Raw genomic sequence first — 20,167 nt, 5'->3', positions numbered from 1 at the left:
CGCCGAGTACCGGTGAGGAGACGCCATGAGCCCCACGCCCGTCGATCTGAACGCCGCAGAGAACGCTCGGGTGCTGGGCCGGGTGCTCGCCCCGCTCGTCGCCCAGGGGGCGATCGTGCGTCGGCCCCCGGCCACGGCCTGGGCCGAGCGGCACCAGACCGACCGCACGGCGCGCGCCGTCCTGACGGGCCTGCGCGAGCGGCACGGGGGCGCGCCGCTCGTCGTGCGGATCGGGTCGCGCCGCCTCGTCGTCGTCACGGAGCCCGACGACGTGCGCCGCCTGCTCGAAGGCTCGCCCGAGCCGTTCACGCCCGCCACGAAGGAGAAGCACGCCGCCCTCGCGCACTTCCAGCCCGAGGGCGTGCTGATTTCCTCGACCGCCGAGCGCTGGCACCGCCGGCCGTTCAACGAGGCGGTGCTCCAGACCGACCAGCCGGTGCACGACGACGGGGCCGCCGTCGTCGACGCCGTGCACCGCGGTGCGGCGCAGCTGACCCAGCACCTCGCCCTGACCGGGCGGTTCGACGCCCAGAGCTTCACCGACGCGTGGTGGGGCATCGTGCTGGAGGTCGTGCTCGGCTCGAAGGCCCGCGGGGACCGAGAGCTCGTGGCCGTGCTCAACGCACTGCGCCGCGACGCGAACTGGTCGTGGCTGCGCCCGCGCCGCACGCGGCTCCGCGAGGAGCTGGAGGCCCGCATCGCGTCCTACGTCCAGACGCCCGAGCAGGGATGTCTCGCCGCCGCCGCCCACCGGCGCGGCCCCGCCACCGCGGTGGGCCAGGTGCCGCACTGGCTCTTCGCGTTCGACGCCGCCGGCGCCGCGACCCTCCGGGCGCTCGCGATGGCCGCCGCCCGGCCGACGGTGCGGGAGCGCCTGCTCGCCGAGGCGGAGCCGGCCGGTCCGGCACTCCTGCCCTACGCGCGGGCGTGCGTCCTGGAGTCCCTGCGCCTCTGGCCGACGACGTTCGCCGTGCTGCGCGACTCGACCGGCCCGACGGACTGGGGCGAGCGCACGCTGCCCACCCGCACGGGCTTCGCCGTCGTGAGCTCGTTCTTCCATCGCGACCCGGCCCGGCTCGAGCACGCGGACGCTTTCGTGCCCGAGGCGTGGCTGGACGGCCGCAACAGCGCGGACTGGGGCCTGATCCCGTTCAGCGGCGGGCCCGTCGCGTGCCCCGGACGAAACCTCGTGCTGCTGGTGGCCTCCCACCTGCTCACGCGGCTGGTCGCGCGGGACCTGCGGGTCGCCCGCGGGCGCCACCTGGCCGGCGACCCCGTACCCGCGACCATGGATCACCTGGGGCTGCGCTTCCGCGTCGCCGGCAGCGCCTGACCCGCACGCAAGCTGTGCCCTGACCTGCACACGAGCTGGGAGAGGAAACGAGTGCGATGACCGAGCCAGGGATGCTGCCCGGCGTGCCGCACCTGCGGTCGATCGCCGACCTGGCGCAGCTCGTCGAGGCGGCCTCGCCGCTTTACGTGCGGTTCAGCGCCGGTCCGGTGGCCGACGCCGCCACCGTGAGCAGGGACCACGAGAGCGGGTGCCTGCTGCCGGGACTCAGCGTGAACCCGCTGACGCCGGAGCCGTGGTGGGACCGCCAGGTCGAGCACTGGCTCGCGCGGCAGCTGTGCCAGTACGCGCACCTGCAGTCGCCGGAGCGCTACCCGTGGGTGCTCACAGGCGAGATCGCGGGCCGTGGACCGGACTGCGAGCCGCTGCTGGTCAGGACCACCGCCGTCGCGTCGATCGACCGGTCGGTGGTGGACGAGGCGGCGGCGACGTACGAACGGGTGTTCCGTGCGGGGGCGGACGGAAGGTGACGACTGTTCATCGTGGCTTCACTTGTCGGCCGGGGCGTATTCAGCACCGACAGGTGAACTCGCGGCATGCCTCCACTTGTCCTAGTACGTCCACGTCTGCTGGCGCCTGTCGCCGCGGCGCTCGGCGTCGCCCTCGCCCTCGGATCGGGCCTGCCAGCCGCCCACGCGGCCGACCCTCTGCCCGGGATCGAGGGGGAGGGGTCACCACGTGACCCGTACCAGATCGACTCGGCCGACGACCTGCGTACGGTCGCTGCCGCGATCAACGGCGACCCGGGGGCGTACGGCGGGTCGGCCTACCGGCTGACCGCCGACGTCGACTTCGCCGGGGGCGCGTTCGGAGGCATCAACTCCTTCACCGGCACGCTCGAGGGCGCCGGGCACACGATCAGCGACATCGAGCTCGTACGGGACGCCTCGGCGGGCGGCGAGGCCGACCGGCTGGGCCTGATCCGCCGGCTGGAGGGCGGCACGGTCCGGAACCTCACGCTCGACGGCGTCCGGGCCGACGCCGGGGCCAGCACCAGCGGCTGGATCGGTGCGGTCGCCGTCGTGGCCACCAACGCCACCCTGACCGGGAACGCGGTGACCGACGCGGAGCTCGTCGCGAACAGCGCCGAGAAGGTGGGCGGCATCACCGCCCAGCTGCACGGCGGGACCATCGCGGACAGCTGGGTGACCGGCTCCCTGAGCGCAGGCGAGATGCCTGGCGGCGTCGCGGCCTACGTCAACCAGAACGCCCAGGTGCGCAACAACCTGGTGGCGGCCGACCTGACCATGGTGGTTCCGGGCGGGGCGAACGGCACACGGGGCAACAACGCCGGGCTGATCGCGGGCTACCCGGGCTCGCCCAACGGCAGCACCTTCGCAGGCAACGTCGCGCTGTCCGGCTCGATCGACTACTCGGGCAGGGTCGACGGGTTCGTCGGCCGTGTCATCGGGTTCACCGAGTACGGCGGCTGGACCGCCGAGGACAACCTCGCCAACGGCGCCATCACCATCGGCGGGGACACGGTCGCAGGGCCGGGCACCAAGAACCAGCACGGCACGGACGCCACGGCCGACGAGCTCGCGCAGCAGGCGACCTACGACGAGCTGGGCTGGGACTTCACCAACGCCTGGCGCTGGGACGACACGCTGGGCCACCCTGTCCCGCAGTACACGGCGACGCTGTTCGGCAGCGGCTCGGCCGAGCAGCCCTACGAGATCGGCTCGGCCGACGACCTGGAGCTCCTCACGGCCCAGCTCAACGACGGCAACGCGCGCTACACCGGCGCCAAGCACTTCGTCCTGACCGCCGACCTCGACTTCGCAGGGCGCGATCCGTTCGGCGGCATCAACCGGTTCGAGGGCGTCCTCGACGGTGCGGGGCACACGATCAGCAGCCTCGTCTACGGCACGCAGGAGAGCGCGGGCGGCGAGGCCGAGCGGCTCGGCCTGGTCCGACAGCTCGCCGGCGGCACGATCCGCGGCCTCACGCTGGCGGGCGTCACTGCCGACGGCGGCTCCCGCAGCGGGTTCGTGGCCGGCCTCGCCGTCGTCGCCACCAACGCGACGCTGACCGGCAACACGGTCATCGATGCCGACCTGACCGCCACCAGCGCCGAGAAGGTGGCCGGCCTGGTCGCGGAGCTGCACGGCGGCTCGATCACCGACAACTGGGTGCGTGGTTCCGTCAGCGCGCACAAGATGCCCGCCGGGATCGCCTCCTACACCCGCAACGCCGTGACCGTGCGCAACAACCTCGCCGAGGTGGACCTCACGGTCGCCGCCGACGGTGGCGCTGCCGGTACCCGCGGCATCGACGCAGCGCACGTCGTCGCCTACCCGGGCAACCCGAGCTCCGGCAGCTCGTTCACCGGCAACGTGGCGCTGTCCGGCTCGATCGACTACACCGGCAAGGTCGACGGGTTCGCGGGCCGCGTGATCGGCTACACGGGCTACGACGGCTGGACCGCGCAGGACAACCTCGCCAGCGCCGAGATCACCATCGGCGGCCAGGCCGTCGCAGGCCCGGGCACCAAGAACCAGCACGGCACCGACACGACGCCGCAGGCGCTCGCCCAGCAGGCCACCTACACGGCCCGCGGCTGGGACTTCGCCGAGAAGTGGCGGTTCGACGCCGAGCTCGGCCACCCCGTGCCGAAGTACGTCTCGTCCGCTGAGGCGCCGAACCGCATCACCACCACGTTCTACGGCGACCCGGGCACGCAGCGTGCGTTCACCTGGTACTCGACGCTGGAGACGGGCAGCGCCGTCGCGGTGCTGAGCACCGACCGCGAGTTCCCGGAGGGCTCCGCCACCGTCGAGATCGAGGCGCAGCGCGAGGACAGCGAGGACGGGGAGACGTTCTACCGCGCGATCGCCCGCGACCTGCGGCCAGGCACCACCTACTACTACCGCGTCGGGGACAAGGCCGACCAGGTGTGGAGCGCGACCGGCACGTTCGTCACGGCAGAGGGCGGCGACGAGGACTTCACGTTCGTCGACCTGACCGACACCCAGTCGCAGAACCTGGCCGAGGCCGAGCTCTCGGCGCAGACGATCGCCAAGGCGCTCAAGCACGTCCCGGACGCCGAGTTCGTCATGCACAACGGCGACGTCGTCGAGGACGGCAGCAGGGAGCAGGACTGGAAGGACCTGCTCGACTCCGCCCGCCCGAGCATGCTGAACACGACGTTCGTGCCCGCGTCCGGCAACCACGACCGGCACACCAACGCGTTCACCGACCACTTCACGCTCGAGGGCCCGGAGCAGGACCGGTCCGACGGCGTGTACTACTCGTACACGTACAACCAGGCGCACTTCATGGTCCTCAACACCAACGAGGGCGGTTCGGAGGGCATCTCCAAGGAGCAGCTCGACTGGCTCAGGGCCGATGCGGAGGCCGCCCGCGCCGCGGGTGCCAAGTGGCTGGTCCTGACCATGCACAAGGGCACGTACACGACGGCGACCCATCTGGACGACGAGGACGTGATGGCCATGCGCCGCACCCTCGTGCCGGTGATCGACGAGCTGAACATCGACCTGGTGCTGCAGGGGCACGACCACGTGATGAGCCGGTCGAAGGTCCTGGCCGCCGACGCCGACGGGGTGGCGGGCGCGCGTCCCGTCGAGACGACGAAGATCACCGAGGTCCGGGGCGGCAAGCGCATCGAGTACGCCGTCGACCCGGAGGGCACCATCTACTTCCTGCCCAACACGGCCGGCGCGAAGCACTACACGCAGGCGACCAGCGCGCAGGGCGTGGACCTTGAGCCCTACCTGCGTCTGTTCGACCGCACGGGCGAGCAGGCCGGCGAGAACTTCACGGCCGTCGACGTCACGGCCGACCGCCTCACGGTGAACGTCTACGACATCCGCGACCGCGGCGTGCCGCGCCTGTTCGAGGGCTTCGGCATCGACAGGGAGCTGTCGCCGGTCGGCGCGAAGATCGGCGAGCTGCCCGCCGTCGACGACGTCACGCTCGACGACGCCGACGCGGTGGCCGCCGTGCGTGCAGCCGTGAACGAGCTCACCGAGGCGCAGCGCGGTGCCCTCACGGGGATGCCCCGGCTGGAGGCCGCCGAGCAGCGCCTGCGCGAGCTGGGTGGCCTGGTCTCAACGGACGGCAAGACGGTCGCCTGGGCCGACCCGGACGCGACCGCCCGCCAGGCGGTCACCGTACGGAACGACACCCGGTCCGACTTCACCGGTACGCCGGTGCAGCTCCGCATCCAGTCGGCGCCCGACGTCGAGCGGGACGAGCTGTCGTTCTTCGGCGCCGACGGCGCGCCCGTGCCGTTCGAGGTCGAGACCTGGCAGCCGGGCGGCACCTCGACGGTGTGGGTCCGCGTGCCGCGCCTGGCCGCTGGTTCGGCGCAGCAGGTGTGGGCCTACTTCGGGGGCTCGGCCCCGGCCAACGACCCGACGGCGGTGTGGGGCGAGGACTACACCCTCGTCGAGCACTTCGGCGGCACCACCGCGAGCGGCGACCGGCGGACGGACTCCACCGGCCGGCACTCCGGCCTCCTGGTGGGCGACGACCTCGATACCCGCACGTCGGAGCGGGGCACCGGTCAGGCGCGGTTCGCCGGGTCGCGCCTGCAGTACCCGGACGACGTCGGCGGTCATCACGACCGCATCGCGGTCAGCGGCGTGTACTCGCTCACCGAGGAGGACCTGGCCGAGCTCGGCTCGCCCGCCCCGGTGATCGCGAAGGAGAGCGCGACCGGTGACGGGAAGCCCACCTTCTGGCAGGGCGTGCGACCCGGCGAGCCGCAGGTCGGCACCCGGCTGGCCGGCAACAGCTTCGAGTTCGGCGACGTCGACCTGAGCCACCGGTTCGGCTTCCCTGCCGACGGCGACCCGCACCTGGTCACGCAGACCTACGACGGCATGACGTACTCGGTGTTCGTCGACGGCCGTGAGGTGCACAGCCAGATGGTCGAGTACCGCAGCACGTTCTCCGACCCGGCGGTGCAGACCACGATCGGTGACTACTACACGAACGACGGCAGCCTCCGGTCGCCGTTCCACGGCCTGGTCGACGAGGTACAGATCGCCGGCGTGGCGTTCACCCCGGACTTCGAGGCCTTCCGGTTCGCGAACCTGTTCGGTGACGCCGTGACGTTCGGCGAGCGCGTCGAGCGGGCCGACGAGCCGGTGACCCTGATCGTCGGCACGCCGCACGCGGGCAGCACCCTCGAGGCGGGTCTCGTCAAGGTGACGGGGTCGGTCACCCGCAGCGCGGTGCTCACCGCGGAGGTCGCGGGCAAGAAGGTGCACACCCAGCGGGTCGACGCCGGGCCGTTCACGGTCCAGGTGCCCGTGAACGAGCCGGGGGAGCAGACGCTCACGCTGAGCGCCGCCGCCGTCGGCGGGCCGAGGGACACGGCGGAGCCGGTCGAGGTGCCGGTCACCGTCGAGGACACGGTCGCGCCTGCCGCGCCAGAGGTGAGCGACGACGCCGGGTCGGTCTCGGGGAAGGACCCCAGCGTCACGCTGTCCGCCACGCCGCGCACCGAGGACCGGGAGCGGGTCGAGGCCACCTTCTACGCCGGTCCGACCATCCCGCTCGACGACTCGAACGTCGTGGTGCGCAGCGGCAGCACCCCCGACCGGGTGCCCGACGCCCTGACGCCCGCCAGCGGGAAGGTCGGCGACGAGCTGCTGCCGACCACGGTGGGCGAGGACGAGAACCCGTTCCAGGTCTACGAGGTCTCCCTGACCGGAGAGCAGGCCGCGCAGGACGAGTTCCACCTGACCTGGTCGGGCGCCGGTGACGCCCGCACCGTCTCTGCCCACGTGTACGACCACGCGGCCGGCCGGTGGCTCCTCAAGGACTCCGGGTCCGACCCGGACGGCGCCGCCGTCGCGCTCGACGTGACTGCCCGAGCCGACGAGAACGTCGTCGCGGACGGGAAGCTGCACCTGCTCGTCTGGCGCGGCCTGACGGCCCTGCCCGACGGTGAGGACCGGGACATCGAGGCGCTGCCGACCGCCGACCGGTACGACTGGGCGTTCGACCACGTGCCGGACTCCCAGCTCTACGCGCAGGCGACGCCCGACCTCATGACGCACCAGTTCGAGTACGTCGCCGACGTGGCGGCCGAGCGCAAGACCGAGCTGGTCATCCAGGCCGGCGACTGGGTCAACCGCGAGTACCTCTCGCAGGAGTACCAGTGGGTCAACGCGGAGCCGTCGGCCCGCGCGCTGGAGGAAGCCGGCCTGCCGTACATGATCTCGTGGGGCAACCACGACTACCAGAACAACCGCAACGGCCGCGTCATGCTGCCCAAGTACTTCCCGATGGAGCGGTTCGAGAAGAGCCTCGACGGCAGCCCCTGGCGGTTCGGGGGCAGCGACAACATCGACAACTACTACTACACGGGAGAGATCGACGGGGCGCAGCTCCTGCTGCTGACGGTCGGGTTCTTCTCGGCCGACAACGCGAACGACCCGGGGCTGGCGTGGGCGAAGGACGTCATCGAGGCGCACCCTGACCACTCCGTGATCATCGCCAACCACAACTCGGTGAACCAGGGCGTGGGCGGCTGGTCGAACGACAACGTGACGCGCGAGCTGGTCGACCCGTACTCGAACGTCAAGCTGGTGCTGGGCGGCCACATCGCGGGTACCGGCGTCGCGTCGCGGGAGACCGCGGGCGGTAACCGCGCCTACGGCGTCCTGACCGACTACCAGTCACGCGTCTACGGCGGGCAGGAGTACCTCAAGCACATCAGCGTCGACGCCGAGAACGACCTGATGTACTTCAACACCTGGTCGCCGCTGCTGGAGAAGGCGACCTCCGACCGCAACTGGCACCACGAGGTGCCCCAGGGCGCGATCCCCGGCTTCCACGGCGACGACACCGAGAACTTCGCCCTGGAGATCGACCTCGGTGGGACCACCACCCGGACCCTGGCCGCGGAGTCGCTCACCGTGGCGGCCGGACCGAGGGAGCAGGTCGGCGACCCGCAGACGGCGGTGGGCGCAGAGACCATGTCCGTCCAGCTGGACGGTGTCGAGGGCGGTGTGCAGCACGAGTGGTACGCCGAGCTGCGCGACCAGGCCGGGCACGTGACGCGGAGCACGGTCAGCACGTTCACCCTGCCCGAGGGGCCGGCCGTGCCCGCGTGGGACGCCGGCGCCGTGTACACGGCGGGTGACGAGGTGAGCTACCAGGGCGCCGTCTGGCAGGCGTCGTGGTGGTCCCGGAACCAGGAGCCCGGGGACCCGCACGGGCCGTGGCAGGAGATCGCCACGACCGACGACGGCACCGCCGTCTGGACCCCGACGCGGATCTTCGACGCCGGCGACGTGGTCGAGCACGACGGCCAGCGGTACGAGGCCAGGTGGTGGACCCGCAACCAGGAGCCCGGCCCTCCGTTCTCTCCCTGGCACTGACCCCTTGGTTGTGGGCGTGATCTTTGCGGCTACCTGCCCGGTTTAGCCGCAACGATCACGCCCACAACACAGTGGGTCAGCCGGGGGAGGAGGTGGTGGGCCGGGGCTGGAGGACGCCCGCCAAGAGGACGATCAGGAGGCCGGCCGCCGGCACGACCAGCAGGCCGTAGCGCAGCCCCACCGCGTCGGCGACCACGCCGACCAGCGGCGGTGAGGCAAGGAAACCCAGCCGCATCAGCCACGACACGATGGTCAGCCCGGTGCCGGCCCGCAGGCCGGGCAGCTCGTCGGCCTCGTGCATGGCGGCGGGTACGAGGGTGGCGCTACCCAGCCCCACGGCGGCGAAGCCGATGATCGTGCCCGGCACGGTCGGCACCGCCAGGGCGAGCCCCATCCCGAGCGCGATGATGACGCCGCCGCCGCGCGCGACCGTCCGCTGGCCGAACCGGTCCACCATGCGGTCGCCGAGCATCCGGCCCACGAACTGCGCGCCGACGAGGGCGACGAACCCGGTCGCGGCCAGGGCGGCGGGCGCGCCGAGCGAGCCGGACAGGTACAGCGTCGCCCAGGAGCTGCCTGCGTCCTCCACGAGGGCGCCGCCGATGGCGATGAGGACGAGCGCGGCGACGATCGCCACGGTGCGCGGGCTCAGGGCACCGGCGCGCACGCCGGCGGCCGCCGCCGTCCCGGGCGTGTCCTCGAGGTCGCTGTCGCGTCCCGGGAGCCGGAACCGCAGCGCCACCAGTGCGACGATCGCGAAGATCGTCGTGGAGATGCCGAGGTGCACGCCGAGCGGCAGCCCGATCGCGATGGCGCCGGCCGCCATGGACCCGCCCAGCACCGCGCCGACGGACCACACGGCGTGGAAGCCGTTGATGATCGACCGTCCGTAGCGGCGCTGCACGCGCAGGCCGTGGGCGTTCTGCGCGACGTCGGTCACGGCGTCCATCGCCCCGCCGAGGAGCAGCGCGAGCACCAGGAGGCCGAACGACGGCGCCAGGCCGGCGGCCAGCACGCCCAGACCGGTGAGGATGGTGCCGGCCACCGCCGCCTGCGCCGACCCGAGCCTGCGGACCATGAAGCCCGCACCCAGCCCTGCGATGATCGCCCCGGCGGGGAACGCCGCGACGGCCAGGCCGTAGACGGTGTTGTCCAGGTCGAGGGCTGCCTTGATCTCGGGGTAGCGCGGGACCAGGTTGGCGAACAGGGCGCCGTTGGTCAGGAACATGGCGGCGACGGCGGCGCGGGCACGCCGGTCGGCGGGTTGCGGGCCGGGGCCCGGGATGGGAGGCATGCTCATGAGCGTACCTACCCAGCGTACGGTCGTACACATCGCCCGCTATGGTGGCCCACATGACGGTACGTCGGCACGACCCGGGGCGGAGGAACCGGATCATCGACGCCTGCCTCGACCTCATCACGGAGGTGGGGGTGGCCGGTGTCTCGCACCGCAAGGTGGCGGCCCTCGCCGACGTGCCGCTCGGGTCGATGACCTACCACTTCGCCGGGATGGACGAGCTGCTGCGCGAGGCGTTCGGCCGGTTCTCGCGGAGCGTCAGCGACGGGTTCGAGCAGCGCATGAGCGAGGCCACCGACCTCGCGAGCGCGCGTGCCGCAGTGATCGAGATCATCACGCGGGACGTGTTCGGCAGCCAGCGGGACCTCGTGCTGACGCACGAGCTGTACACGCTGGCCGCTCGGGAGCCGGCATTCCGCGAGCTGACCAACGCGTGGATGGCGCGGTCCCGTGCGGCGCTCGAACGGCACTTCGACCCGGTCACCGCCAGGATGCTGGACGCGCTGATCGAGGGGCTGACCATCCATCGCGCCCTGGACACGGAGCCGCCGCACCGAGACACGATGACGGAGGCGGTACGCCGCATCACGGCGGGTCCCGGCGACGTGATCGGCAGAACGTCAGGTGATCGGCAACCCGAGTTACCGATCGCCTGACGTTCTGCCGATCACACTGCGGGACGGGCCGGAACATCGGCGCTGGCACGTTGTTGTCGGTGGGGTGAGCCAGGAGATGCAGCGGGCGACGGTGATCGTGCTGGGGGGCGGGCAGGCGGGCCTGTCGGCGGCGTACCACCTGCAGCGCAGGGGCTTCGTGAGCGCCGTCGAGCAGCCAGGGGCCGAGCGCACCTACGTGGTGCTCGACGCGAACCCCGCGCCCGGCGGTGCCTGGCAGCACCGCTGGGAGTCGCTGCGGATGGCGACGGTCAACGGCATCTTCGACCTCCCCGGCCTGCCCCAGCCCGCCGTCGACACGACAGAGGCCAGCCGCGTCGCCGTCCCACGGTACTTCGCCGGCTACGAGCAGACGTTCGCGTTCCCCGTCCTGCGCCCGGTCCAGGTGGTGGCGGTGCACCGGGCCGACGGCGACCCGGACGGCGACCTGGTCGTGACGACCGACCGCGGCTCGTGGACCACCCGCTCCGTCATCAACGCGACCGGGACCTGGACCAACCCGGTGCTGCCGCACTACCCGGGGCGGGAGACGTTCGTGGGCCGCCAGCTCCACACCCGCGACTACGTCCGGGCCGAGGACTTCGCGGGGCAGCGGGTGGCCGTCGTGGGCGGCGGGATCTCCGCGCTCCAGCTCCTGGAGGAGATCTCCCGTGTGGCGACCACCCGCTGGTACACGCGCAGGGAGCCCGTCTTCCGCGAGGACGGCTTCGAGCCCGAGACGGCCGGCCGCGAGACCATCGCCAAGGTCATGGCCGACGTCGCGGCGGGCAGGCCCACCGGGAGCGTCGTCTCGTACACGGGGCTGGCCTGGACGCCTTACGCGCTCGCGGCGAGGGACCGTGGCGCTCTGGAGCGGCGGCCGATGTTCACGGCGATCGAGCCCATGGGCGTGCGGGAGGCGGACGCCACCTTCACCCCGGTGGACACGATCCTGTGGGCCACCGGGTTCAAGGCCGACCTGGCGCACCTGGACCCGTTGCGCCTGCGCAACGAGCTGGGCGGTATCGCGATGAACGGCACCCAGGTCGCCGCGGAGCCGCGGGTGCAGCTCATCGGGTTCGGGCCGTCGCAGTCGACCGTCGGCGCCAACCGGGCGGGCCGGGAGGCGGCGGCCGCCGTGGTGCGACGGCTCCGGGTAGCCGTGGCCTGACGGCGGTGACCGGGTAGAGCGGGCCGGGCGAAGCGCGGACGGCGGCCGGCGGCCGGCTCACGTCGGCCCGGGGGCCGGCAGGCCGTCGTCCTTCTCGATGTGGATGGTCGCCGACGGGCACTGCTCCTCGGCCGCGCGGACGGCAGGCCACTCCGACTCGGGCGGGTTCTCGTCGATGATGCTGACGAACCCGCCGTTCTCCTCGAGGTTCGCGAACACCCTCGGCGCCGTCCGGCTGCAGTTGCCGGAGGCGATGCACGTGTCCGGGTTGACGGTGGGCCTCATGAGTCCTCCAAGCCTCAGCCGCGGTACCGGCGAACCAGCGGGCAGGTGTACGGGTCGCGGTTCTTCAGCCCCACCTGGTTGAGGTAGGCGATGATCGTCCGGAACGCTCCGGTGAGCGACGTCTCCGTGTAGGGGATGCCGTTGTCGGCGCAGTACGAGCGGACGAGCCGCTGCACGGCGGGCAGGTTCGGGCGCGGCGCCATCGGGAACAGGTGGTGCTCCACCTGGTACTCCAGACCGCCCATGAAGAAGTGCACCAGCGGTCCGCCGCGGACGTTGCGCGACATGTGGATCTGCCGGCGCAAGAAGTCGAGGTCCGTGTCGTGGGGGACCGTGGGCATCCCGATGTGGTTCGGCGAGAACGCGCCACCCAGCAGAAAGCCGAACACCGCGACCTGCACGGCCGCGAAGGCGACAGCCATCCCGGGCGGAAGCACGACGAACAGGAACGTCAGGTACCCGAGAACCCGGATGCCCACGAAGAGGATCTCGGTCCACCGGTGGGTGACGTCCTTGCCGGTGAGGATGGTCCTGATCGAGTCGACGTGCAGGGAGAACCCCTCGAAGAGGAGCAGCGGCAGGAAGTAGAAGCCCTGGTACCTGGCCAGCCGCGCGGCGAGCCCTGTGCGCTCGTCGGTGCTGTCGGGCGTGAAGGACAGCACCGTGGACCGGACGTCCGGGTCCTCCCGCTCCTTGTTCGGGTTCGCGTGATGCCGGCCGTGCTTGTCCACCCACCAGCCATAGCTGAGCCCGTTGAACAGCCCGGCGATGACGCGGGACGTCCATTCGTTCCAGCTCTTCGAGGCGAACATCTGCTGGTGGGCCGCCTCGTGCCCGAGGAAGGCGAGCTGTGCCATCGCCACGCCGAGCAGGGCCGCCAGGACGAGCTGGTACCAGGTGTCGCCCAAGAGGGCCACGCCGACCAGGATGCCCCCTGCGACCAGCGCCCAGAACAGCATCATCGTCCAGTAGAAGCCGTAGCGACGGCGCATCAGGCCGGCGTCGTTGGCCTCCGTCGTCAACTGATGAAATGCCTCCACATACTGATTTCCAAGCATTGCCACCTCTCGAAAACCAGCGGCCCCCGGGGGTCGGAACCCGGGTGCCGCTCGTACGTTCGCCTCGCAACTGCGAGGGATGCAGGAGCACTGCGTCCCTTTTTCGATGCTAACGAAGGTGCCGGTGGCTCGCTGCTCGCTCGAGACGGGCCGGTGACCCGTACCACCTCGCGCCGCCCTGCCGCAGGGCGGGGGTCTGTGCAAAAATCGGAGCAGGATCCGACGAGATCCCCGGACGAGGGTTGCCGTACCCGGCGCGCGACAAGACGGCAACTAAGGAGCAGTCATGTCCTGGATCGTTCTTGTCGTCTCGGGTCTCCTCGAGGCCGTCTGGGCCACCGCCCTCAGCCGTTCCGACGGGTTCCACAACGTCGGACCGAGCGTCGTCTTCGGCGTGGCGCTCGTCGCCAGCATGGGTGGTCTCGCCTACGCGCTGCGCGACCTGCCGGTGGGCACCGCCTACGCCGTCTGGGTGGGCATCGGGGCGGCGACCACCGTCCTGTGGGCCATGGCCACCGGCGCCGAACCGGTCTCCGTGGTCCGGGTCCTGCTGATCGCCGGCCTCATCGGCTGCGTGATCGGGCTCAAGCTGACGCACTGACCGCGTGATGCCTGCCGAGGGGCAGCATGAGTGGCCTGCCCGACGTCGGGTCGGTGATGACCTGGCTCTCCAGCCCGAACACCGCCCGCACCGTGTCGGTGGTGAGCACGTCGCCGGGGGCGCCGGCGGCGTGCACCCGGCCGTCGGCCAGCGCTACCAGGTGGTCGGCGTACCGCGCGGCGAGGTTGAGGTCGTGCAGCACCATGACGATGGTGGTGCCGCGGGTGTGGTTGAGGTCCGTGAGCAGGTCGAGCACCTCCACCTGGTGGCTGACGTCGAGGAACGTCGTCGGCTCGTCGAGCAGCAGGAGATCGGTCTGCTGGGCCAGCACCATGGCGATCCACACACGCTGCCGCTGGCCGCCGGAGAGCTCGTCGACCGGCCGGTCGCTGAGGTCGAGCGTCCGGGTGGTCTCGAGGGCCTCGGCGACGGCCTCGTCGTCCTGCACGCTCCAGCGTGAGAACGCGCGCTGGTGCGGGTTGCGGCCCCGGCCGACCAGGTCGGCGACGGTGATCCCCTCGGGTGCGACGGGGGACTGCGGCAGCAGGCCGAGGGTGCGCGCGAGCTCCTTGGCGGGTGTTCGGTGCACCTGCCTGCCGTCGAGCAGCACCTGCCCCTCGCGCGGCGTGAGCAGGCGCGACATCGCGCGCAGCAGCGTCGACTTGCCGCACGCGTTCGCGCCGACGATCGCGGTGATCCGTCCGGGCGGCACCGTGAGGTCGAACCCGGAGATGACCGTACGGTCCTTGTACCCGAGGCCGAGGCCGGTGGCCTGGAGCGTATGGGCTGCGGTCACAGCGAGCCTCCCGTGCGGTTGGTGCGGATGATGAGGTAGATGAGGTACGGCGCGCCGAGCGCCCCGGTGACGACGCCCACCGGGTAACGGGTGCCGAACGCGAACTGGCCCACCAGGTCGGCGACGAGCACGAGGAGCGCCCCGACCAGCGCGGCAGGCACCAACGGCGAGCCGTGCGGCCCGGTGACGCGGGCGGCGACGGGACCGGCGAGGAACGCGACGAACGCGATGGGCCCGGTCGCCGCGGTGGCGAACGCGATGAGTCCGACGGCAGTCACGATGAGCAGGATGCGGGTGCGCTCCACGCGCACCCCGAGGGCGGAGGCTGCGTCGTCGCCGAGCTGGAGGCCCGCCAGGTTCCGGGCCTGGCCGAGCAGCGCGGGACCGAGCACGGCGAGCGCGACCAGCAGCGGTACGACGTCGTCCCACGCGGAGCCGTTCAGGCTCCCGGTGAGCCAGCGCATCGCCTCCTGCAGCTCCCACTGGGGCGCATTGCTGAGCACATAGGCCGTGACGCTGTCCAGCATCGCTGCGATGCCGATGCCGATCAGGATGAGCCGGGTGCCGGCTACGCCGTCCCGGTAGGACAGCAGGTAGACCGCGAGGGCCACGCCGAGCCCCGCGACGACGGCGACCACCGAGACCTGTGCGCCGTCAAGGGCCAGCACGACGATCGCGAACGCGGCGGCCGCGCTCGCACCGGAGCTGATGCCGATGATGTCGGGGCTGGCGAGCGGGTTGCGCAGCATCGTCTGGAACGTGACTCCACCCAGCCCGAAGCAGATCCCGGCCAGGACGGCGAGCACGGCCCGCGGCAGCCGCAGCCTGCCCACGGTGAACGAGGCGCCGGGTACGTCGTCGCCGAGGATCACGCGGACGACGTCGGCGGGCGGGTAGACGGTCCTGCCGACCATGAGCGTCACCGCGAACACGGCCACGACGAGCAGCACGAGCGCTGCGATCACGAGACGCCGCCGCCGGCCCCTGCCGGTGCGGCTCCGCCGCACCGCCTCGACAGCGGTGGGCGAGGCCGTGCGGGACGCGGTCACAGCTCCCGCACTTTCTGCCGGCGGACGACGGCGATGAAGAACGGGGCGCCGACGAGAGCCGTGATGATGCCGACCTCGAGCTCGTCCGGGCGTGCCACGATGCGGCCGAGCACGTCGGCGGCGATGAGCAGCCCCGCCCCGGTGAGCGCCGAGAACGGCAGGAGCCACCGGTGGTCGACGCCGACCAGCAGCCGGCACAGGTGCGGCACGACGAGCCCGACGAAGGCGATGGGCCCGGCCACCGCCGTGGCAGCCCCGCACAGGAGGACGGCGCCGAGCGAGGCGAGGCCGCGGCCGAGCGCCACGTGCTCGCCGAGGCCTGTCGCGAGCTCGTCGCCGAGGGCCAGTGCGTTGAGGGTCCGGGCCGCGACGAGGCAGATGGCGGTCCCGACGGCCAGGAACGGCGCAGCCTGGGCGATGCTGTCGAAACCGGCACCCCCGACACCGCCGACCTGCCAGGACCGCACGTTCCCGGCGATGTCCCCGCGCGGCAGCACGACGGCACTGATGAACGACGCGAACGCCGCCGACGTGGCGGCTCCCGCCAGCGCCAGCTTGAGCGGCGTCGCGCCGCCGCGGCCGAGCGAGCCGATGACGTAGACGAACGCCGCCGTCACGCCCGCGCCGAGGACCGCCGTCCAGATGAAGCTGGTGGCCGTCCACATGCCGAACCACGCGATGCCGACCACCACGGCGAGCGAGGCGCCCATGTTCACCCCGAGTATGCCCGGGTCGGCGAGCGGGTTTCGCGTCACGCCCTGCATGACCGCGCCGGCCAGGCCGAGGGCCGCGCCGACGAGCAACGCGAGCACCGTGCGCGGGATGCGCTTCGTCACGGCCGCCTGGTCGAGGCCGTCGGCCGACCCGCCGAGAGCCGCCACGATGTCGGCCCAGGACACGTCACGCGAGCCGATGGCCAGCGACGCGGCCACCAGCAGGAGCAGGACCACTGCGACGGCGAGCAGCCACAGGAGCCGGACCCGCGCCGGGCGCCGCACGATCGCGACGCCCGACGCTCGTCCGGGCAGAACGGTGGTCACTGTGCCGTGGTCACTTTGCCTTCGCGGCGGCGTCGGCGAGCAGCGACGCGTAGTCCTCGAGCACCCACGGGATCGCCAGGGGCGTGGGGTTCGCCGCGGTGCCCAGCGGGCCGTCGCCGTCGAGGAACACGACGGCGTCGTTGGCCACAGCGGGCATCTGCGAGAGCAGCGGGTCGCCCTCGAGGGTGTCGACGAGCCCCTGGTCGCCATACGTGACGATCACGTCGACGTCGTCGAAGCGGTCCACCTGCTCGGCGCTCACGCTGCCGGAGAACTCGCCACCGGCGGAGGCCTCCTCGACGGCGCTGGGCGTGGCCAGGCCGAGGTCGTCGAAGAACGCGGCACGCGTGTCGTTCGCCGTGTAGAAGTTGACGGTGCTCAGGTCGGCGGTGTCGACATGGGTGACGAACATCGCCGTCTTGCCCTCGAGCTCCGGGTGCGCACCGACGGTGTCGGCGATCTCCTGGTCGATGCTCGCGACGAGCTCCTCGCCTTCCTCGGCCAGTCCGAGGCCCTGGCTGTTGAACCGGATGACGTCGCGCCACGACGTGGACCACGGCGCCTCCGGGTACGCCACGACGGGCGCGATCTCGCTGAGCGTGTCGTAGTCCTCCTGCGTGAGGCCGGAGTAGGCCGCGAGAATGACGTCGGGCTGCGTGTCGGCGACCGCCTCGAAGTCGATGCCGTCGGTCTCGTCGAAGAGCACCGGTGCCTCGGCGCCGAGCTCCTCGAGCTCCTCCTCGACCCAGGGGAGCAGGCCGTCGCCGTCGTCGTCCCCGAAGTTGGCTGCGGCCATGCCGACCGGCACGATCCCGAGCGCGAGCGGGACCTCGTGGTTGGCCCAGTTCACGGTGGCGACGCGTTCGGGCTGCTCGGTGATCGTCGTCGTACCGAGCGCGTGCTCGATGACGACGGGGTAGTCGCCGGACGACGCGCCGGTGCTTTCCTCGTCGGTGGCTGCGGGGGCGCTTCCGCCGCAGGCGGACAGGCCGATGGCCACTGATCCGGCCATGGCCAGGGCAAGAAGAAGACGTCGGGGCATGTGCGGGTGACTCACTCTCAAGCTCAGGGATCTCGGCGCGCTCGTGCTCACGAGTTAGGCGAGGTTTACCTAACATCTTACGAATTGCCGGTCGTATGGCGCAATCAAGCGAGAGGGACGGCGGATGTAGCGATTCGGACAGGCGTCCCGCCGTCAGGCGGGCCGGAACTGGCCGGGCGTCCGGCCGGTCGTGCGGCGGAACGCGACGCCGAAGGCGCTCGCCGAGCGGTAGCCCACGCTCTCGGCGGTGCGCTCGACCCCCACACCCTTGGCGAGGAGCAGCACGGCCTGTTGGGCGCGAAGGACCGCCTGCCAGCGCGCGAAGCTCAGACCGGTCTCGGCCCGGAACGCGCGCGTGACCGTGCGCGGGCTGACGCCGAGCTGCTCCGCCCAGGCCGAGAGCGTGCGCGGGTCGGCCGGGTTCGCGGTGAGTGCCGCGGCGATCGGCCGGAGCAGGTCGCTGCGCGGCTGCTGCACGAACAGCTCGTGCGGCGACGGGGCCAGGACGTCGAGGACCATCTGCTCGGTCAGCGAGCGCGACGACGAGCCGAGGTCCCGGTCGGCGAGCCGGTCGAGCAGGAGGGCCAGGAGCGGCGTGATCTCGACGGCCACCGGTCCCGACGACAGCGGCGAGACGGCGTGCGTGCTGAACTGGGCGGCTCGGTACCAGGTCCCTGCGGGCACGCGGCCGGAGTGGGCGACCCCTGCAGGCACCCAGAGCCCGAGCGTCGGCGTGATCGTCCAGGTGCGGGTGTCCGTCGTCGCGCTGGACGCCCCACGGAGGTTCCACAGCAGCTCGTGGGTCGGGTGGGCGTGCGTCTCCCAGACGGTGTCGCGAGCGACGAGCTCGTCCATGCCCTTGATGACCCAGGGGACGTCGACGGCACCGGCGACGTACGTCGGCAGGGTACGGCTCTCGACCGGACCGTGGGGGTCGGGTGCTGCGGCGGCCGGAGGCATGCCCGGAATGTACAGGTCGCCGCAGCGTGTGTCCCGATGAGGGTCAGACCTCGACCGACGCCGCCACCAGCCAGGCCGTGATCAGCACGATCACGACCATGAGCGACGTCTCGCGGAGGGTGCTGCGTCGCAGCAGGTTGTTCGCCTTGCGTGCGCTGCGGACCCTGGACCGTCGCGCCGAGAGCTGAGGGACGACGCGGAAGTGGCTGTACGCGCCGACCGTTCCGACGACCGCCACCACTGCGATCTTGGCGAGCAGGAGTAGCCCCCATGCGCTCTCCCAGATCTGCTCGGGCCTGTCGAGGATCTCGACCGCCAGCACCACCCCGGCTGCGCCCACCACCGCGACCGACACGGCTGCGACGACGGAGAACCGGGCTCCGATCAGCGCGGCGTCGAGGGCTCGTCCCTCCCTGCGGCGGCTGTGCAGCAGGACTCCCATCGCGACGACGCCGCCCACCCACACCGCGGCGGCCGAGAGGTGCGCGACGTCGGCGGTCACGACGACCCACCGCGGTTCGGCGGTGTTGCTGTGCCCGCCGAGCACGTGTCCAGCTCCGACCAGCACGCTGCCGAGGATGGCGAGCCACGAGCCGCGCATCGTGTGCCGGGCTCCTGCCGCGACCGCGACCGCTCCGACGGCCTGGAGGCCGAGGGCCCAGCGGGTCGTGCCGGTCAGTGAGCCGGCGATCGAGGAGGGCGAGACGGCAGCGGCGACGTCGCCGTGCGCCACGAGCACCGACCCGGCCGATATCTGGACGAGCAGCCCGGCCAGGATCAGACCGCCCATCCAGCGGACGAGCCGGAGCACGACCGGGACGTCCTCCCGGTCCGGCCCGCGCAGCACGAGGGCCGCGAACGCGAGGGCGCCGGCGGCGACCAGCCCGCCCCAGAGGGCGGCGGCGGCGCCCAGCCGCGTGAGGACACCCGCGACGTTCGTCGCGGTGCTGTCCATCGCCGCAGCGTCATGGTCCATGTCGTCGTCCATGTCGTCCATGTCATGGGCGGAGTGCCCGGACGCGGCCGACTCCGAAGCGGTGGGCTCGGACGCGGCAGGCTCGGAGGGCACGGGGTCCGGCCCGGCCACCGTGAAGCCGAAGGTGCCCTCCAGCGGGTGACCGTCCTGCGCGGCGGCGGTCCAGCTCACGGTGTAGTTCCCGGCGGTCAGCGGGACGGTAGGCGTCGCGACGAGGACGAGACCGTCCTCGGCCGCGGCGACGTCGGTCGGAACCGTGCCGCCGGGGCCGTCGATGACTATCCCCTCGCCGAGGGTGGTCACGGGAAGGGTGAACGTCAGCGTGACGTCGTCGACGGGGCCGGCCGACGTCGTGCCGTCGGCCGGTGCCGACGACTCGAGCTTGGTGTGGGCGGCGGCGACCGGTGCGCACCACGTCGCGAGCACGAGTGCGGCCAGCAGGCCGGCCGCCAGGCGGATCGAGCTGCGCGCGATCCGGGTGGGTCCGAGCATGGGAGGCTCCTTCAGGGACGAGTGGTGCGCCGGCTCGC

The 20,167-nt window shown here is 72.1% G+C and carries 15 protein-coding genes and 1 riboswitch; of the genes, 6 read left to right on the top strand and 9 right to left on the bottom strand.

All coding sequences use genetic code 11. The features are described 5' to 3' along the window. Positions 1-25: 25 nt before the first annotated feature. From ACFS27_RS02910 to ACFS27_RS02900, 3 genes are all read left to right on the top strand, one after another. Positions 26-1,333, top strand: a complete 1,308-nt coding sequence (locus tag ACFS27_RS02910) for a cytochrome P450 (protein ID WP_377180156.1) — start codon at positions 26-28, stop codon at positions 1,331-1,333. 56 nt (positions 1,334-1,389) lie between these two features. After that, a complete protein-coding gene (locus ACFS27_RS02905; RefSeq protein WP_377180154.1) occupies positions 1,390-1,821 on the top strand; it encodes a DUF6098 family protein in 432 nt (143 codons plus the stop codon). A gap of 66 nt (positions 1,822-1,887) precedes the next feature. Continuing rightward, positions 1,888-8,709: a DUF2341 domain-containing protein gene (locus ACFS27_RS02900; RefSeq protein ID WP_377180152.1), complete on the top strand. Its 6,822-nt coding sequence runs from the start codon at positions 1,888-1,890 to the stop codon at positions 8,707-8,709. A 76-nt stretch (positions 8,710-8,785) separates the two neighbouring features. Here the strand turns inward: ACFS27_RS02900 and ACFS27_RS02895 are convergent, their stop codons facing one another. Further along, complete coding sequence (locus tag ACFS27_RS02895; RefSeq protein WP_377180150.1) at positions 8,786-10,003, bottom strand: MFS transporter; 1,218 nt, start codon at positions 10,001-10,003, stop codon at positions 8,786-8,788. Positions 10,004-10,062: 59 nt separating this feature from the next. Here ACFS27_RS02895 and ACFS27_RS02890 point away from each other — a divergent pair, with 59 nt between their 5' ends. Both ACFS27_RS02890 and ACFS27_RS02885 read left to right on the top strand, forming a co-directional pair. Next, positions 10,063-10,662, top strand: a complete 600-nt coding sequence (locus tag ACFS27_RS02890; protein ID WP_377180148.1) for a TetR/AcrR family transcriptional regulator — start codon at positions 10,063-10,065, stop codon at positions 10,660-10,662. Positions 10,663-10,738: 76 nt separating this feature from the next. Then, positions 10,739-11,830, top strand: coding sequence for an NAD(P)-binding domain-containing protein (locus tag ACFS27_RS02885; RefSeq protein ID WP_377183576.1), 1,092 nt, complete (start codon positions 10,739-10,741; stop codon positions 11,828-11,830). 57 nt (positions 11,831-11,887) lie between these two features. On the opposite strand, the gene ACFS27_RS02880 is transcribed toward ACFS27_RS02885, so the two are convergent. Further along, entirely contained in the window at positions 11,888-12,115 is a 228-nt protein-coding gene (locus tag ACFS27_RS02880) for a ferredoxin (RefSeq protein ID WP_377180146.1), read from the bottom strand. 14 nt (positions 12,116-12,129) lie between these two features. Continuing rightward, positions 12,130-13,137 (bottom strand): fatty acid desaturase family protein, encoded by a 1,008-nt coding sequence (locus tag ACFS27_RS02875; protein WP_377180144.1) that lies wholly within the window; start codon positions 13,135-13,137, stop codon positions 12,130-12,132. 246 nt (positions 13,138-13,383) lie between these two features. Further along, positions 13,384-13,449, top strand: a riboswitch (guanidine-III (ykkC-III) riboswitch). Positions 13,450-13,459: 10 nt separating this feature from the next. On the opposite strand from ACFS27_RS02875, the gene ACFS27_RS02870 reads away from it, so the two are divergent. Continuing rightward, a complete protein-coding gene (locus ACFS27_RS02870) occupies positions 13,460-13,774 on the top strand; it encodes a DMT family transporter (protein WP_377180142.1) in 315 nt (104 codons plus the stop codon). Here the strand turns inward: ACFS27_RS02870 and ACFS27_RS02865 are convergent. From ACFS27_RS02865 to ACFS27_RS02840, 6 genes are all read right to left on the bottom strand, one after another. Continuing rightward, positions 13,758-14,570 carry an ABC transporter ATP-binding protein gene (locus ACFS27_RS02865; protein WP_377180140.1) on the bottom strand — a complete coding sequence of 271 codons (813 nt, stop codon included), beginning with the start codon at positions 14,568-14,570 and terminating at the stop codon, positions 13,758-13,760. The genes ACFS27_RS02870 and ACFS27_RS02865 overlap by 17 nt on opposite strands. Next, a complete protein-coding gene (locus tag ACFS27_RS02860) occupies positions 14,567-15,619 on the bottom strand; it encodes a FecCD family ABC transporter permease (RefSeq protein ID WP_377180138.1) in 1,053 nt (350 codons plus the stop codon). The genes ACFS27_RS02865 and ACFS27_RS02860 overlap by 4 nt, the downstream gene beginning before the upstream one ends. Then, on the bottom strand, positions 15,616-16,659 hold the full coding sequence (locus ACFS27_RS02855; RefSeq protein ID WP_377180136.1) for a FecCD family ABC transporter permease: 1,044 nt from the start codon (positions 16,657-16,659) through the stop codon (positions 15,616-15,618). The genes ACFS27_RS02860 and ACFS27_RS02855 overlap by 4 nt, the downstream gene beginning before the upstream one ends. A gap of 10 nt (positions 16,660-16,669) precedes the next feature. Beyond that, positions 16,670-17,701, bottom strand: a complete 1,032-nt coding sequence (locus ACFS27_RS02850) for an iron-siderophore ABC transporter substrate-binding protein (RefSeq protein ID WP_377180134.1) — start codon at positions 17,699-17,701, stop codon at positions 16,670-16,672. Between the two features lie 153 nt (positions 17,702-17,854). Continuing rightward, the gene (locus tag ACFS27_RS02845) at positions 17,855-18,661 is read right to left on the bottom strand and encodes a helix-turn-helix transcriptional regulator (RefSeq protein WP_377180132.1); all 807 of its coding nucleotides are present in this window, start codon (positions 18,659-18,661) and stop codon (positions 17,855-17,857) included. A gap of 43 nt (positions 18,662-18,704) precedes the next feature. Further along, positions 18,705-20,129 carry a copper resistance CopC/CopD family protein gene (locus tag ACFS27_RS02840; RefSeq protein ID WP_377180130.1) on the bottom strand — a complete coding sequence of 475 codons (1,425 nt, stop codon included), beginning with the start codon at positions 20,127-20,129 and terminating at the stop codon, positions 18,705-18,707. Between the last annotated feature and the right edge of the window lie 38 nt (positions 20,130-20,167).

Origin of the sequence: Promicromonospora vindobonensis (assembly GCF_042685865.1) — a bacterium.
GTDB classification, from domain to species: Bacteria; Actinomycetota; Actinomycetes; order Actinomycetales; family Cellulomonadaceae; genus Promicromonospora; species Promicromonospora vindobonensis.
This window is presented reverse-complemented; position numbering and strand designations above follow the sequence as displayed.